Genomic DNA, 15513 nt, shown 5'->3' with positions numbered 1-15513 from the left:
GATACTGCGACCTCCTTGATATACACTGCGTGTTTCGTCGGCAGCGTCTGATGTGTTTAAGAGACAGGCACACCACTGTGCCGACCTCGACGCCAACTGCCGACCTCGTGGGTCGATCTGCAAGACGGCATCACAGCCGCGGCGGGCCCGCCTCGACCCTGCGCAGCACGGCAGGCAGGGAGTACAGGTCCGGCGACTCGTACAGCCCGCGCTCGTCCCACCAGGTCGCCCCGGACTCGGCCAGCGGCCCGACGACGTCGGCAGCTGCCTCCGGCGTCGTCAGCCCGCCGACGACGACCTCGAACGGGGCAACCGTATCGACCGAGCCGACCGCATCGTTCGAGCCGACCGCGTCGACCATGCCGACGCCGGACAGGCCGCCCGCCGTGCGGTGCTCCGCCACGTACCCGGCCACCTCCCGGACCTCGCCGGACGTGGGCGGCACGCCGTGCCCGGAGGCGAACAGCGGCACGACGCCGTCCCACCGCGCCGCGCGGCGGAACGGCCGGCGCGCGGGCCAGAAGCCGCCCACCCACACCGGCGGCCGGGGCTGCTGCACCGTGGCCGGGAGGATCTCGACGTCGCGCACCCGGTAGTGCGGGCCCTCGTGGTCGACGCGCTCCCCCGCCCAGTACCGGGCGAGCAGGCCGAGGCCCTCGTCGAGCTTCTCGGCGAGCACCACGGGGTCGGTCTCGTCGCCGAAGCTGCCGAACTCGTCCTCGACAGGCCCGCCCAGGCCGGCGCCGAAGACGACGCGGCCGCCGCTGACGGCGTCCAGCGTCGCGACCTGCCGCGCGAGCTGCTCGGGGCGGCGCCGGGCCACGGGCGTGACCAGGGTGCCGAGCCGGATCGTCGAGGTCGCGAGCGCCGCCGCGGTGAGCAGCATCCACGGGTCGCCGAACGGCTGGCCGCGGCGGGCCTCCTTGCGGTGCACCACGTGGTCCCAGACGAACAGGCCGTCCCAGCCGGCGTCCTCGGCCGCGCGGGCCACGGTGGCGACGGCGCGGGCGTCGGCGAAGTCGCCGAAGTTGGGGACGTTCACGGAGAAGCGCATCAGGCCTCGCCCTCGGGGGCGGACCCGGCGGCGGGCACGTCGCTCAGGTCGCGCCACATGATCCGGAGGCCCACGTCGCCCCGCTCGGGGTGCCGGAACGCGCCGGGCGCGATGCCGAGGGTGACGAAGCCGAGAGTCTCGTACAGGTGGACGGCGGCGGTGTTGGTGTCGACCACCGCGTTGAACTGGATCGCGGCGAACCCCTCGCGGGCCGCCCACGCGATCATGTCCTCGACCAGGGCTCGGCCGGCGCCGGTGCCGCGCACGGCGCGGTCGACCATGATGCTGCCGGACGCGATGTGACTGCCCGGACCCGGCCGGTTGGGGTACATGTTCGCGGTGCCGACCACCACGCCGTCGCGCTCGGCGACGACGACGCGCCGCGGGGCCTCCAGCCACCCGGCGCGGGCGTCGGACTCGCCCATGGTGGGCTCGTAGGCGAACGTGTCGGCCGCGCGGACCACCTCGCGCACGATGGGCCAGATGGCGGCCCAGTCGTCGGCGCCCGCCTCGCGCACGGTGGTCAGGGGCCGGCCGGCGTCGGGCGGCGTCTCGACAGAAGGCTGCATGTGCTCACCCTGCCCCACGACCGGCCCGCCCCGCCACGACGATTCCGGGCAGGGGACGTCGTCACGGGCGGGGCCAGTGGCGGCCCGAGCGGTCCTCGATGACGCGGTTGTAGCGGCCCAGCAGCTCGCCGAACCGGGCCCGGTCCTCCTCGGACCAGTCGTGCAGCAGGTCGGCGAGGAGTGCCCGGCTGGCCGTGCGCTCCTCGCCCAGCAACCGGCTGCCCTCGGCGGAGAGGCGGAGCTTGCGCGCCTGCCCGCCGTCGGGGTCCTCGAAACGCTCCGCAAGACCCGAACGCCGCAGCGCGGCCGTCTGCCGGTTCAGGGTCGAGACGTCGAGGCCGGTGGCCTCGGCGAGCTCGGCGAGGCTGGCGGGACCACCGGCGTCGAGCAGGCTGAGCAGCGTGTACGCGCTCTGGTCGAGCAGCCCGCCCTTGCGCCGCGTGCGGCCGGCAGGGAGCGCGGCCAGGTGCCGGCCGAACAGCATGCCCTCGTACTCGATCTCGTCGATCGGTGACGTCATCGTCGTCTTCCTCCGGTCCCGCACGGACTCATCGTCTATGCATCATGCACAAGATATGGCATCCTGAGCGTGAACCCCAATGTGCATGATGCACAGCAATCTTTCGAGGAGACTCGTGACGACCACCGCGTCCCGCCCCGCACGACCGCCCGAGACCGGGACCACCTCCCCGGCGCTCCACCCCAACCGCATCGTCGCCATCCTCGCGATCGGCGGCATCGTCGTCGCGATGACCCAGACCCTCGTGGTCCCGATCGTCGCGACGCTGCCCACCATCTTCGACGCCCCGGCGTCGGACACGTCCTGGATCATCACGATCACGCTGCTCGTCGGCGCCATCTGCACCCCGGTCTCGGGGCGGCTGGGCGACCTGTACGGCAAGAAGAAGATGATCCTGGTCTCGCTCGTCCCGCTGGCCCTCGGGTCCGCGGTCTGCGCCGTGGCCACGACGGTCCCCGTCATGGTCACCGGCCGCGGCCTGCAGGGCCTGGCCACCGGGTTCATCCCGCTCGGCATCAGCATGCTGCACGACCTGCTGCCCAAGGAGCGCACCGCCGGAGCCATCTCCCTGATGAGCTCGTCGCTCGGCATCGGCGGCGCCCTCGGCCTGCCGTTCGCCGCCGCCGTCGCCGAGTTCGCGAGCTGGCGCATCCTGTTCTGGCTCATCGCCGTCTGCGCCGTCGTGGTCGGCGTCGTCGTCTGGCGCGCGATCCCCGCCCCCGCAGCGCCCGCCCGGGTGCGCACGCGGTTCGACTACGTGGGCGTGCTCGGCCTGGCCGCGGGTCTCGTGGCCCTGCTGCTGGCGGTCTCCAAGGGCGCCGAGTGGGGCTGGGCGAGCCCGCTCGTGCTCGGCCTGTTCGCCGGCTCCGTCGTCGTGCTCCTGGCCTGGGGCTGGTGGGAGCTGCGTACGCCCGGCGCGCTGGTCGATCTGCGCACCACCGCACGCCCCGCCGTGCTGCTCACCAACCTGGCCTCGATCATGATCGGCTTCGCCATGTACGCGCAGTCCCTGATCCTGCCCCAGCTCATGCAGGCGCCGGCCGCGACCGGGTTCGGGCTGGGCCAGTCGATGCTGCAGATGGGGCTGTGGATGGCGCCGTCGGGCATCGCGATGACCCTCATGTCGCCCGTGGGCGCGCAGATCACCCGGGCCCGCGGGCCCAAGACGACGCTCGTCCTGGGCGCCCTGGTCATGGCGCTCGGCTACGGACTGTCCACGCTGTTCATGGACACGCTCGTGGGCCTGTCGGTCACGGCGTTCGTCGCGGCGGCCGGCGTCGGCTTCGCCTACGGCGCGCTGCCCGCGATCATCCTGGGCTCCGTCCCCGCCTCCGAGAAGGCCGCCTCGAACGGCTTCAACGCGCTCATGCGCTCCATCGGCACCTCGGTGTCGGCCGCCGTCATCGGCGTGGTGCTGGCCCGGATGAGCACCACGTTCGGCGAGCACACCCTGCCCACCGAGGGCGGCTTCCGGGTCGCCCTGCTGCTGGGCTGCGGCATGGCCGTGGTGGCCGCCGCCATCGCGGCGACCGTCCCCGTCAAGGGGCTGCGCGAGGTGTCCGGCGGGCACTGAGCCGCAGGTCATGCTCCAGCGGTACGCCGGACGACGCCCCTCCCCCGCGGGCGCCGTCCGGCGTACGGTCGGAGCATGTGCCGAAACATCACCACGCTGCGCGGCCTCGAACCGGCCGCCACCGACGAGGAGATCACCGCCGCCGCACTGCAGTTCGTGCGCAAGGTCACGGGCGTGACCAAGGTGAGCGACGCCACCCGCGACCCGGTGGAACGGGCCACGGCGGAGATCGCGGACATCGTGACGCGCCTGCTCGACGAGCTCCCCGAGCGCCGTCAGCCGCCCAAGACCGTGCCGCCGCTGCGCCGGGCCGAGGTGCAGGCGCGGATCGCGCAGCGCATCAAGGAGCGTGAGGAGCACGAGCGGATGCACGAGCTGGGCGTCGCGCACTCGCACTGAGCGGCCCGCCCCGCTACAGTTGCGACGTGCTCGCACACCTCTCCTGTTGCTGTCACTGACCACCCCACCCGGTCCGTCAGTCCCCCGCGCGCGCCGCCGCGCGCGCAGAACAGGAAGAGAAACAGGTGCAGTACGCCAATTCTGTCGTTGACCTTGTCGGCAACACCCCCCTGGTCCGGCTCAGCCACGTGACCGAGGGCGTGACCAGCGCGACCGTGCTCGTCAAGCTCGAGTACCTCAATCCCGGCGGCTCGTCCAAGGACCGCATCGCGGGCCGGATCATCGACGCGGCCGAGCGCGAGGGCAAGCTGCTGCCGGGCGGCACCATCGTGGAGCCCACGTCGGGCAACACCGGCGTCGGCCTCGCCCTGGTGGCGCAGCAGCGCGGCTACCGCTGCGTCTTCGTGCTGCCCGACAAGGTGGGCGAGGACAAGCGCAACGTGCTGACCGCCTACGGCGCCGAGGTCGTCGTCACGCCGACGGCCGTGGCGCCCGACAGCCCCGAGTCGTACTACTCGGTGAGCGACCGGCTCGTGCGCGAGATCCCGGGCGCCTTCAAGCCCGACCAGTACTCCAACCCCAACGGCCCGCGCTCGCACTACGAGACGACCGGTCCGGAGATCTGGCGGGACACCGACGGCCGCGTCACGCACTTCGTCGCCGGCGTCGGCACGGGCGGCACCATCACCGGGACGGGCCGCTACCTGCGCGAGGTCTCGGGCGACACGGTGCGCATCGTCGGCGCCGACCCCGAGGGTTCGGTCTACTCGGGCGGCACCGGCCGCCCCTACCTGGTCGAGGGCGTCGGCGAGGACTTCTGGCCCACCGCCTACGACCCGAGCGTGCCGCACGAGATCATCGCGGTGAGCGACGCCGACTCGTTCGCGATGACCCGGCGCCTCGCCCGCGAGGAGGGCATCCTCGTGGGCGGGTCCAGCGGCATGGCCGTGGTCGCAGCCCTGCGGGCCGCGCGCGACCTGAGCGCCGACGACGTCGTGGTGGTGCTGCTGCCCGACGGCGGCCGCGGCTACCTCGGCAAGATCTTCAACGACACCTGGATGCGGTCCTACGGCTTCGCGCCGGCCATCGAGGACCACACCGTCGCGGACGTGCTGGCCGCCAAGGCCGACCGCACCCCGCCCCTGCTCTACGTGCACCAGACCGACACGGTGCGGGAGGCGATCGACCGCATGACCCGGTCCGGCGTCTCCCAGCTGCTCGTGCTCACCGCGGAACCCCCCGTGGTGCTCGGCGAGATCGCCGGCGCCGTGCACGAGGACGAGCTGCTCGACGGGGTGTTCGCCGGCAAGGCGAACCTCTCGGACGAGGTGGGCGGCCTGATCGGCCGGCCCCTGCAGCTCATCGGCGTCAACGAGCCGGTCGGGACGCTGCGCGCGGCCCTGGCCGACGAGACCGCACTGCTCGTGACCGACGGCGGCAAGGCCCTCGGCGTGGTCTCGCGCTCCGACCTGCTCGACTACCTCGCGGTCTGACCCGCACGCACCCTTCGAAAAGAGACCTGAGCTCCCATGACCGACGCCCGACCGAGCCGTTTCGACACGCTCGCCATCCACGCGGGACAGCACACCGACCCCACCACCGGCGACGCGATCCCCGCGATCCACGTCACCTCCACCTACGCCCAGGACGGCATCGGGGGGCTGCGCGGCGGGTACGAGTACTCGCGCGGCGGCAACCCCACGCGCACGGCCCTGGAGGAGCAGCTCGCGGCGATCGAGGGCGGCGCCCACGGCATCTCGTTCGCCTCCGGCCTCGCCGCCGAGGACGCGCTCCTGCGCGCCGTCGTCGCCCCCGGGGACCACGTGCTCGTGCCGAACGACGTGTACGGCGGCACGCACCGCCTGATCCGCACCGTGCACGGCAAGGCCGGCGTGGCGCACACGACCGTGGACACCGCCGACCTCGACGCCGTGCGCGCCGCCGTCCGGCCGGAGTCCAAGGTGCTGTGGGTGGAGACGCCGTCGAACCCGCTGATGAAGATCAGCGACATCCCTGCGCTGGCCGAGCTCGCGCACGAGCACGGCCTGCTGCTGGTGGTCGACAACACGTTCGCCTCCCCCGCCCTGCAGCGCCCCCTCGACCTGGGCGCCGACGTCGTGGTGCACTCCACGACCAAGTACCTCGGCGGGCACTCCGACGTCGTCGGCGGCGCCGTCGTCGTCAAGGAGGGGGCGGACGAGCTCGCGGAGCAGGTGCGCTACGTGCAGTTCGCCGCCGGCGCCGTCTCCAGCCCGTTCGACGCGTTCCTCACCACGCGCGGCATCAAGACGCTGTCCGTGCGCATGCAGCGGCACTCCGAGACGGCGCAGACGCTCGCCGAGCGCCTGGTGCACCACCCCGCCGTCGCGCGCGTACTGTACCCGGGCCTGCCCGACCACCCGGGCCACAAGATCGCCGCCCACCAGATGTCGCGGTTCGGCGGCATGATCTCGCTGGAGCTTGCCGGCGGCGAGCAGGCGGCGCGCACGTTCGCCGAGTCGACCAAGGTGTTCCTGCTGGCCGAGTCGCTCGGCGGCGTCGAGTCGCTGGTCAACTACCCGAGCGAGATGACCCACGCGTCGGTGCGGGGCACGGAGGCCGAGGTCTCGCCGTCGATCGTCCGCCTGTCGGTGGGCCTGGAGGACGTGACGGACCTCCTGGACGACGTCCTGCAGGCCCTGGACCACATCTGACCCACCCCTCTTCGTTGAGTGCTGGCTATCTGCGGTCCGGAGGCCTTCCGGGCCGCAGATAGCCAGCACTCAACGGCGTTCGGGGGCGCTTAGGGTTGGGGCGTGACCGAACATGCTCCCGTGAGCGCCGTGATGCACCGCGCCAAGGCGGACGCCCGCGCCTCCCACACCACCGTGGGACAGGTGCGGCACCTGCCGGGCGACCGCGAGGAGATCGACTGCGCCTGCGGCATGACGCTGACCAACGGGCCGCAGTGGTCGCTCGACGAGCACATCCGGCTGCACCGCGCCGAGGCGCGCTACCTGGCGCTGAGCGAGGTGGCGCCCGCGGGCATGCCGCGGCTCATCCCGGTGGATCCGGCACGACTGCCCCGCTGACGCGGCGGCCCCTCGGCGGGGCCGCCGGGCGCCGTCAGAGCTCGTCGGGGTCGTCCCAGGACACGCCGCTCGAGGAACCCGAGATCGGGTCCAGCTCGCAGCCGGCGAGGTTGCGCGGGGCCTTGGAGACGTCACCGCCGCCGAGCAGGCCGCGACGGGTGGCGACGCGGCGGGCGACCGGCGGCGCGATGTGGGCGTAGGAGGCGTTCGACTCGTCGATGAGGTCGGTCGGGACCGAATCGGCCGAGTCACTGGTGGGCTGGGGTTCCCCCGTGATCATGTGGCCATTCTCGCAGGAACTGCGAGTTCCTCGCATCCGCTTGGCACAGTATTTCGAATCCACGCCAAGCCTCCACGACCACGGCACGCCCACCACGAGATCTCCCCCCACGTACCCCCGCGGGGTGTGATGATCGTGCGATGCAGACGTGGCCTGGTCGCCCCTACCCCCTCGGGGCGACCTTCGACGGTACGGGGACGAACTTCGCGCTCTACTCGTCCGTCGCACAACGGGTGGAGCTGTGCCTCCTGGCCGACGACGACACCGAGACGCGCGTCGAGGTCACCGAGACGGACGCGCACGTGTGGCACGTGTACCTGCCCGGCGTCGGCCCCGGGACGCGCTACGGGTACCGGGTGCACGGGCCGTACGACCCGGCGTCGGGCCACCGCTGCAACCCGGCCAAGCTCCTGCTGGACCCGTACGCGAAGGCCGTGGACGGCGACCTCGACGGCGACCCGTCCCTGTTCTCGTACGCGTTCACGGACGTGGAGCAGGCCACCACGGGCACCACGCCGGACGCCGCCGACTCCCTGGGCCACACGATGGTCTCCGTCGTGGTCAACCCGTTCTTCGACTGGGGCCACGACCGCCCGCCGGCCACGCCGTACCACGAGACGGTGATCTACGAGGCGCACGTCAAGGGCCTGACGATGCGCCACCCCGACGTCCCCGACGAGCTGCGCGGCACCTACGCCGGGCTCGCCCACCCCGCGGTGATCGAGCACCTGCGCGACCTGGGCGTCACGGCGATCGAGCTCATGCCCGTGCACCAGTTCGTCACCGACCCGTCGCTGGCCGCCAAGGGCCTGACGAACTACTGGGGCTACAACACGATCGGGTTCTTCGCCCCGCACAACGGCTACGCCGGCTACGGCAGCCGCGGCCAGCAGGTCATGGAGTTCAAGGCCATGGTCAAGGCGATGCACGAGGCGGGCATCGAGGTGCTGCTCGACGTCGTCTACAACCACACCGCCGAGGGCAACCACCTGGGCCCCACCCTGGGCTTCCGCGGCATCGACAACGCCGCCTACTACCGCCTGGTCGACGGCGACGACGCGCACTACTTCGACACGACCGGCACCGGCAACTCGCTGCTCATGCGCTCCCCAGCCGTGCTGCAGCTCATCATGGACTCGCTGCGGTACTGGGTCGAGGAGATGCACGTCGACGGGTTCCGCTTCGACCTGGCGGCCACGCTGGCCCGCCAGTTCCACGAGGTCGACCGGCTGAGCGCCTTCTTCGACATCGTGCACCAGGACCCCGTGATCTCCCAGGTCAAGCTGATCGCCGAGCCGTGGGACCTGGGCGACGGCGGCTACCAGGTGGGCGGGTTCCCGCCGCTGTGGACCGAGTGGAACGGTCGCTACCGCGACACGGTGCGCGACTTCTGGCGCGGCGAGCCGGCCACCCTGCCGGAGTTCGCCTCCCGCCTGACCGGGTCCAGCGACCTGTACGAGCACAGCGGCCGCCTGCCGAGCGCGTCCATCAACTTCGTGACCGCGCACGACGGCTTCACGCTCGCCGACCTCACGGCGTACAACGAGAAGCACAACGACGCCAACGGCGAGGACAACAAGGACGGCGAGAACCACAACCGGTCCTGGAACTGCGGCGTCGAGGGGCCGACGGACGACCCGGAGATCAAGGAGCTGCGCGCCCGGCAGCGCCGCAACCTGCTCGTCACGCTCATGCTGAGCCAGGGCGTGCCGATGATCGCCCACGGCGACGAGCTCGGCCGCACCCAGCAGGGCAACAACAACGCCTACTGCCAGGACAACGAGCTCACCTGGGTGGACTGGGGAGGCGCCGACGGGCTGGACGCGGAGCACGCCGCACTTCTGGACTTCGCCCGGCAGGCCGTCCGGCTGCGCCGCGACCACCCGATCCTGCACCGCCGCCGGTTCTTCGACGGGAAGGTGTCGCCGAACGCCGCGGGCGGGCCCGCGGACATCGAGTGGCTCGACCTGACGGGCGCCCGGATGGACGACACCGACTGGCAGCAGGCCTACGCCCGGACCGTGGCCGTCTTCCTCAACGGCGACGCGATCACGGAGACGGGACGCCGCGGCGAGGCGGTGGTCGACGACTCCTTCCTGCTGCTGCTCAACGCCCATTTCGAGGCGCTGGACTTCACGCTGCCGCCCGCCGGCTACGGCGCGTCGTGGACCGTGGTCCTGGACACCGACGGCAGCGCCGAGCCCGGGACGGTGCTCGGAGCGGGCACCGGTCTGTCCGTGACGGGCCGAAGCGTGGTCGTACTGACTCGCCCATCCGGAACACCGGGCTAGGCTGTCGGCCGTGACCGGACCGAGGAGTGGAACCGGAGGCAGCACACCACCGCCCCGCCCGGGCCCTGACATGCCCGTTCCCGGGCCCAGACCGGTGGTGTGGGCCCCGCGCGCCCGCATCATCGAGGTGCTCGTGCCGTACGACCCGTACGAGGAGCCGGAGCACATGCCACTGCGCCTCGTGGGCGCCGGCGAGCCCGGGTACTGGGGCGCCGACAGCGTGCTCGGGCACGGCACCGACTACGGCTACTCCGTGGACGGCGGCCCGCTGCTGCCCGACCCGCGCAGCGTGTGGCTGCCGCAGGGCATCCACGGACCCACCCGCGTCTTCGACCCGGCCTTCGAGTGGACCGACGGCACCTGGTCCCCGCCGGACCTCTCCACGAGCGTGCTCATGCACGTCGACGTCGAGACCTTCACCCCCGCGGGCACGCTGGACGCCGCCGCGGAGCTGCTGCCCACGATCGCCGGCCTCGGGGTGCACGGCGTCGAGCTGGCGCCGGTCGCGGCGTTCGACCCCGCGCTCGGCCCCGCCCGCGGCGTACGCCTGTACTCCGTGCACGAGCCGTACGGCGGCCCGCGGGCGCTGCAGCGCTTCGTCGACGCCGCCCACGCCGCCGGCCTCGCCGTCGTGCTGGACATCCCCTACCGCTGGGCCGTGGCCGACGAGCTCGGCCTGGAGGCGTACGGCCCCTACCTGACGGGCGGCGGCGGCCGCCCGCGCGTGGCCCGGACCGAGGTCGGCGACGCGGGCGAGTACGCCCTGCAGGCCATGCGCCCCCGGACCGGCCAGGTGCCCCTGGACCGGCCGCGGACCGGCCCCATCCAGCTCCGCACCGGCCAGGTGCCCACGATCGGCACGCGGGCCGGCAAGGTGCCGTCCTCACCCACCGTGCGGACCGACTACGTGGGCGACCGCATCAACCTCGACGGCAGCGGCAGCCGCGGCCCCCGGGACTTCCTCGTGGACGACGCGCGGCACTGGCTGCGCGAGTACCACGTGGACGGCCTGGTGCTCGACGTCGACGCGCTCGTGGACCGCTCCCCCACGCCGTTCCTCGGCGAGCTGGCCGACTACGTCGTCGGCCTGGGCGAGCAGCTCGAGCGCCGGTTCAGCCTGCTGGTGGACGGGCCGGGCCGGAGCGACCGGCTCACCACGATCCTGCTGCGCATCCTGTCCGGGCCGGGGAAGACCGAGGACATCCAGGCGCTGCAGATGCTCGCCGACCTGGTGCACCCGTCGGTGCGCCGGGCCACGCGCCAGAACGGCGGGCGGCGCAGCCGGGTCCGCTCCGGCGCCAGCGTGGTCGAGGACATCACGCGGCTGCCCGCCGCGCAGCTCACGGTGCCGTGGGCAGGCGAGGAGAGCCCCGCCACGGCGCTGCTGGGCGTGGACGACGTCGACATCCGGGCCAGCGTGCTCGCCACGGTGATCCTCGCGGGCAACCCGCTGGTGCTCGACACGGTCCACGTGCCCGTGGTGCCGCGCAACGCCGGCGAGCAGCGGCTCTCGAGCTGGGCGCACGACCTGATCGCGATCCGCCTCGCCATCACCGACGAGCTGGACCTCCCCCTGGAGATCCGGTCGACGGCGGACCGCTCGGTGATCGCGGTGCTGCGGGGCAGCCTGGCGTTCGTGCTCAACACGGGGCACGGCCTGGCCGCGCTGCGGCTCGGGAGCCTCCTGCGACCCGCCGAGGGCGCCAGCCGGGCCCCGCTGCCCGGGGCGTTCCGGCTGGCCGCCGCGTGGGAGCCGGGGGCGACCCGCCTGGTGGGGGACACCCTCACGGTCCCGCCCCGGATGACGGCCGTGCTGCGCGCGGAGGCCTGACCTGGGAACCTGGGTTCGGGGACCGGCGCCGACCGGTCGCGCGAAGGAGGCGTCCGATGGCGAAGAAGCCGGGAAAGTCCACGGGGAAGAGCGCAGGGAAGAAGGCGGGCGAGCGCGCCGGCAAGGGCGGCGCGACGAAGAGCGCCGGCAAGAGCGCCGACAAGGGTGGCGCGGGCAAGGCCGCTGAGAAGAGCGCGAAGAAGTCCGCACCGCCGCGGGAGCCGGGCGACCTGTGGGAGACCCCGGTCGAGGAGTCCCTGCGGTGGGTGCGCGGTACCGACCTGAGCGCCCTGGACCAGGCGGCCACCCCCGGCTGGGCCGGGAGCCGGGCCGACGGCGAGAAGCTCATGGCCACCCGCGGCGAGGAGCTCGCCGACCTGCAGGAACGCCTCTTCGCGCACGGCCGCACCGGCGGTGACCGGTCCGTGCTGCTCGTGCTGCAGGGCATCGACACCTCGGGCAAGGGCGGCATCGTGCGGCACGTGGTGGGCATGGTGGACCCGCAGGGCGTGATGCACCGCGGGTTCGGCGTGCCGACCGAGGAGGAGCGCCAGCACGACTACCTGTGGCGCATCCGCAACGCCCTGCCCCGCCCCGGCTACCTCGGGGTGTTCGACCGGTCGCACCACGAGCAGGTCCTGGTGGTCCGGGTGGACCGGCTGGAGCCGGTCCGGGTCTGGCGCAAGCACTTCGCCGAGCTGAACCAGTTCGAGGCCGAGGTCGCGGCGTCGGGCACGGCGATCGTGAAGGTGACGCTCGTCGTCTCGCCCGACGAGCAGAAGAAGCGCCTGGCCAAGCGGCTGGAGCGCCCGGACAAGCACTGGAAGTACAACCCGAGCGACATCGACGTGCGGCTCAAGCTCCCGCAGTACCTGGCGGCCTACCAGGAGATGCTGGACCGCACCTCCACGAAGGACGCGCCCTGGTACGTGGTGCCGGCGGACCGCAAGTGGTACGCCCGCCTGGCGGTCACGGAGCTGCTGACCGACGCCCTGCGGTCGCTGGACCTGGGCTGGCCGCCCGCCGACTTCGACGTGGCGGCGGAGAAGGCGCGGCTCGCGGAGACCTGAGCCGGGCGGTTCAGTTCCGGCTCGCCTCGTCCTGCGTGACGAGGCGGCGTCCTTCCTCGGCCAGCGCGCCCAGCCGGGACAGCGCCCGGAAGTACTTCTTGCGGTACCCGCCGGCGAGCATCTCGTCGGTGAACAGGCCGCGCGTGTCCCCCGCGCCGGCCAGCAGCACGGGCACGTCGCGGTCGTAGAGGCGGTCCACGAGCACCACGAGGCGCAGCGCGACGGCCTGCGCCGTCACCGGGTGCACGCCCGTCAGCGCCACCACGGAGACGCCGTCGAGCAGCGCGCCGTAGCGGCTGGGGTGCACGGTGGCGAGGTGCTCCAGCAGGTCGTCGAACGCGTCGAGCGTGGCGCCCGGGCGGGCGGCGGCCGCCGTCACCTCGTCGACGGTCAGCGGCTCGGGGTCGGTGACGACGTCGCGGTGGCGGTAGTCCTCGCCGTCGACCCGCAGCGTCTCGAACCGGTCGCTCAGCGCCTTGATCTCCCGCTGGAAGTCCTGGGCGGCGAACCGGCCCTCGCCGAGCGCGCCGGGCAGCGTGTTCGACGTCGCGGCGAGCGCGACGCCGCGGTCCGCGAGCTCGCGCATGAGGCGCGACATGAGGGTCGTGTCGCCGGCGTCGTCCAGCTCGAACTCGTCGATGCAGACCAGCTTCTTCGCGGCCAGCGCCTCGACGGTCGGGAGGAACCCGAGGGCCCCCACGAGGTTCGTGTACTCGACGAACGTGCCGTACGCCGCAGCATTCGATCCAAGGGCCGGGCCGAGCGCCTCGCCGACGGCGTGGGCCAGCGAGGTGAGCAGGTGCGTCTTGCCGACGCCGAAGCCGCCGTCGAGGTAGACCGCGGGGGCCGGCTGGCGGCGGGCGAACAGGCGCCGGGGGGCGGTGATCTGCTGGGCGATCTCCTGCAGCCGGGTCAGCGCGCGGCCCTGGCTGGGGTGCGCCGGGTTGGCGCGGTAGGTCGCGAACCGCGCCGCGGCGAAGTGCCGGGGCGGTACGAGGTCCGTGACGAGCCGGTCGACGGGGACCTGCGGCCGGACGGCGCTGAGGGCCTGGGTGGTCCGGACGGTCTGGGTCTCGGTGGCGGGGGCTGTCACGAAGCAGAAGATTACCGGCGGCTCAGGTCACCAGGCGTGCCACGAGAGCAACGTCACACGTGGACGACGGCGGGTGCGCCGGGCTGGTCGAGCACCTCGCCGAGGGCGTGGACCACCTGGGCGGCGGTCCGCGTCTGGGCCGGGTCCACGTTGCGGTCGTCGCCCGCGACGGCGTGGTCGATGACGAGCTCGTGGAACCGCACGGCACCGGAGCCGGCCTCCGCGGCCTCCAGGCGCAGCACCTGGACCAGCATCGCGAGCCCGGCCCCGGTCACGCAGATCGCGCCGGACCCGGCCATGGCCTCGCGGGACGCGGAGCCGTTGATCACGACGTACGGGTCGCCGGGCTCCAGCAGCGGCGAGAGCGCGCGGGCGGCGTCGAGGTGGGCGGTGAGGTGGGAGGCCAGCGTCGCGGTCCACCGGTCCGGGTCGTCGTCCAGCAGGGCGGCGCCCTTGTGCCAGCCGCCGATCGACGCCACGACGGCCCCGGGCAGCGGGGCGCCCGCGCGGTCGCAGGCGGCGCGGACGGCGTCGGGCAGGTCGGCGACGGTCTCGTACCGGACGGGGATGACGGTGTCGCCGGCGTCGGGCAGGGGGCGACGGGCCGCGGCGAGCACCGCGCGCCCGTCGGCAGCCAGGCCGCGGACGACCCGGCTGCCGACGTAGCCGCTGGCCCCGACCACGAGGACGGGGCGGGATCCGGTCATGCCGCTCAGACTAGGTCAGAGCGCGACCGGCTGCGGCACGGCCCTCGGGTCCGGCCCGAACCGGTTGGGTCCGGGCTCACCCGGCAGGGCGAGCAGCACGACGATGATGATCCCGCCGAAGAACGGGACGAGGCACAGCAGGTAGAACCAGCCGGACTTCCCGGTGTCGTGCAGGCGCCGCACGCCCGCCGCGAGGAGCGGCACGAACGTGGCGAGCACGACGATCCCCAGCAGCGCCGAGCCGATCGACCCGAGCACCCCCGGCTCCTGCGTGACCGGGTCCATCGTGACCAGGGCCGGGATCAGGAGCACCACGAAGATCACGGTGTTCACGATCGCCAGCGCGAGGTAGAAGAACCAGTACTCGGAGGCCCGGGCGCGGCCGGTGAAGTCGCCGTACCTGCGCAGGCAGGTCCGGACGGATTCGACGATCGACACGTGGGTCAGACCGCGGCGGCCTGGTCGACGGCCTTCGGGTCGGGACCGAACTGGTTCGGGCCCGGGGTGCCGGCGGAGGCGCCCCACACGATCAGCAGGATGAAGTTGACGAACGGGATGAGCAGCAGGAACGCCAGGGCGCCCGACTTGCCGGTGTCGTGCAGGCGGCGGACGATCACGGCGAGCGTCGGCAGGAGCAGCCCGAGCCCGACCAGCGCGACGACGACGTAGCCGGTCGTCAGGGAGCCGGGCATGGCCGGCACGGTGGTGCTGCCCGCGTTGGCGGCCTCGATGACGGCCGTCCCGTACGCGGTGAGGCCCGGCACGATCAGGGCCAGGTAGAGCACCGTCAGGACGATCACGAAGGCCAGGTAGTACCACCAGAACTCGGAGCGCCGGGCACGGCCGCTGAACGTGGCGTACTTCGACAGCACGGTCCGGATGGACTCGATGAACGACATCAGGAGGAAGCCTCTCTCACGATTTATGCTGGAAACCTCCAGCAAGTGCGCACATAGTGTCCCGATCAGTCAATAAGTACGCAAGGCTTAAATCTGGGCAGAAGTACCCATGGGTGAGAAAAGCTCCTGAACGTGTCAGACGCTCAGGCCCCGGAG

General features: G+C 72.8%; 16 protein-coding genes. 8 read left to right on the top strand and 8 right to left on the bottom strand.

Annotation, left to right across the window (positions count from 1 at the left end):
* Positions 1-130 precede the first annotated feature (130 nt).
* The 3 genes from ACFWEJ_RS18235 to ACFWEJ_RS18225 all read right to left on the bottom strand — a co-directional run bounded on the left by ACFWEJ_RS18235 (position 131) and on the right by ACFWEJ_RS18225 (position 2143).
* The gene (locus ACFWEJ_RS18235) at positions 131-1054 is read right to left on the bottom strand and encodes an LLM class flavin-dependent oxidoreductase (RefSeq protein ID WP_377230627.1); all 924 of its coding nucleotides are present in this window, start codon (positions 1052-1054) and stop codon (positions 131-133) included.
* The gene (locus ACFWEJ_RS18230) at positions 1054-1623 is read right to left on the bottom strand and encodes a GNAT family N-acetyltransferase (RefSeq protein WP_377230626.1); all 570 of its coding nucleotides are present in this window, start codon (positions 1621-1623) and stop codon (positions 1054-1056) included. The genes ACFWEJ_RS18235 and ACFWEJ_RS18230 overlap by 1 nt, the downstream gene beginning before the upstream one ends.
* A 61-nt stretch (positions 1624-1684) precedes the next feature.
* Entirely contained in the window at positions 1685-2143 is a 459-nt protein-coding gene (locus ACFWEJ_RS18225) for a MarR family winged helix-turn-helix transcriptional regulator (RefSeq protein WP_377230625.1), read from the bottom strand.
* A 115-nt stretch (positions 2144-2258) separates the two neighbouring features.
* Between ACFWEJ_RS18225 and ACFWEJ_RS18220 the strand changes: the two genes are divergently transcribed.
* From ACFWEJ_RS18220 to ACFWEJ_RS18200, 5 genes are all read left to right on the top strand, one after another.
* Positions 2259-3716, top strand: a complete 1458-nt coding sequence (locus ACFWEJ_RS18220; protein WP_377230624.1) for an MFS transporter — start codon at positions 2259-2261, stop codon at positions 3714-3716.
* 75 nt (positions 3717-3791) lie between these two features.
* Positions 3792-4115: a DUF2277 domain-containing protein gene (locus ACFWEJ_RS18215; protein ID WP_377230623.1), complete on the top strand. Its 324-nt coding sequence runs from the start codon at positions 3792-3794 to the stop codon at positions 4113-4115.
* 125 nt (positions 4116-4240) lie between these two features.
* Positions 4241-5608, top strand: coding sequence for a cystathionine beta-synthase (locus tag ACFWEJ_RS18210; protein ID WP_377230622.1), 1368 nt, complete (start codon positions 4241-4243; stop codon positions 5606-5608).
* A 36-nt stretch (positions 5609-5644) separates the two neighbouring features.
* Positions 5645-6808 (top strand): cystathionine gamma-synthase, encoded by a 1164-nt coding sequence (locus ACFWEJ_RS18205; RefSeq protein WP_377230621.1) that lies wholly within the window; start codon positions 5645-5647, stop codon positions 6806-6808.
* 120 nt (positions 6809-6928) lie between these two features.
* Positions 6929-7186 (top strand): hypothetical protein, encoded by a 258-nt coding sequence (locus ACFWEJ_RS18200; RefSeq protein WP_285103749.1) that lies wholly within the window; start codon positions 6929-6931, stop codon positions 7184-7186.
* Between the two features lie 34 nt (positions 7187-7220).
* Here ACFWEJ_RS18200 and ACFWEJ_RS18195 read toward each other — a convergent pair whose 3' ends face one another.
* A complete protein-coding gene (locus ACFWEJ_RS18195) occupies positions 7221-7466 on the bottom strand; it encodes a hypothetical protein (protein ID WP_377230620.1) in 246 nt (81 codons plus the stop codon).
* Between the two features lie 140 nt (positions 7467-7606).
* On the opposite strand from ACFWEJ_RS18195, the gene glgX reads away from it, so the two are divergent.
* The 3 genes from glgX (at position 7607) to ACFWEJ_RS18180 (ending at position 12658) form a co-directional block, all read left to right on the top strand.
* Positions 7607-9757, top strand: coding sequence for a glycogen debranching protein GlgX (gene glgX / locus ACFWEJ_RS18190; protein ID WP_377230619.1), 2151 nt, complete (start codon positions 7607-7609; stop codon positions 9755-9757).
* A gap of 70 nt (positions 9758-9827) precedes the next feature.
* Positions 9828-11588, top strand: coding sequence for a hypothetical protein (locus tag ACFWEJ_RS18185; protein WP_377230618.1), 1761 nt, complete (start codon positions 9828-9830; stop codon positions 11586-11588).
* A 56-nt stretch (positions 11589-11644) separates the two neighbouring features.
* On the top strand, positions 11645-12658 hold the full coding sequence (locus tag ACFWEJ_RS18180) for a PPK2 family polyphosphate kinase (protein ID WP_377230617.1): 1014 nt from the start codon (positions 11645-11647) through the stop codon (positions 12656-12658).
* A gap of 10 nt (positions 12659-12668) precedes the next feature.
* Here the strand turns inward: ACFWEJ_RS18180 and zapE are convergent, their stop codons facing one another.
* Genes zapE through ACFWEJ_RS18160 form a run of 4 tightly spaced genes read right to left on the bottom strand, consistent with a single transcriptional unit; the run spans position 12669 to position 15357 of the window.
* Positions 12669-13751 carry a cell division protein ZapE gene (gene zapE / locus ACFWEJ_RS18175; protein ID WP_377230616.1) on the bottom strand — a complete coding sequence of 361 codons (1083 nt, stop codon included), beginning with the start codon at positions 13749-13751 and terminating at the stop codon, positions 12669-12671.
* A gap of 53 nt (positions 13752-13804) precedes the next feature.
* Positions 13805-14458 carry a hypothetical protein gene (locus tag ACFWEJ_RS18170; protein ID WP_377230615.1) on the bottom strand — a complete coding sequence of 218 codons (654 nt, stop codon included), beginning with the start codon at positions 14456-14458 and terminating at the stop codon, positions 13805-13807.
* 15 nt (positions 14459-14473) lie between these two features.
* On the bottom strand, positions 14474-14896 hold the full coding sequence (locus ACFWEJ_RS18165; protein WP_377230614.1) for a DUF805 domain-containing protein: 423 nt from the start codon (positions 14894-14896) through the stop codon (positions 14474-14476).
* 5 nt (positions 14897-14901) lie between these two features.
* Complete coding sequence (locus tag ACFWEJ_RS18160; RefSeq protein ID WP_377230613.1) at positions 14902-15357, bottom strand: DUF805 domain-containing protein; 456 nt, start codon at positions 15355-15357, stop codon at positions 14902-14904.
* Positions 15358-15513: the final 156 nt, after the last annotated feature.

This window comes from Promicromonospora sp. NPDC060204, from assembly GCF_042728455.1.
GTDB lineage: Bacteria > Actinomycetota > Actinomycetes > Actinomycetales > Cellulomonadaceae > Promicromonospora.
This window is presented reverse-complemented; position numbering and strand designations above follow the sequence as displayed.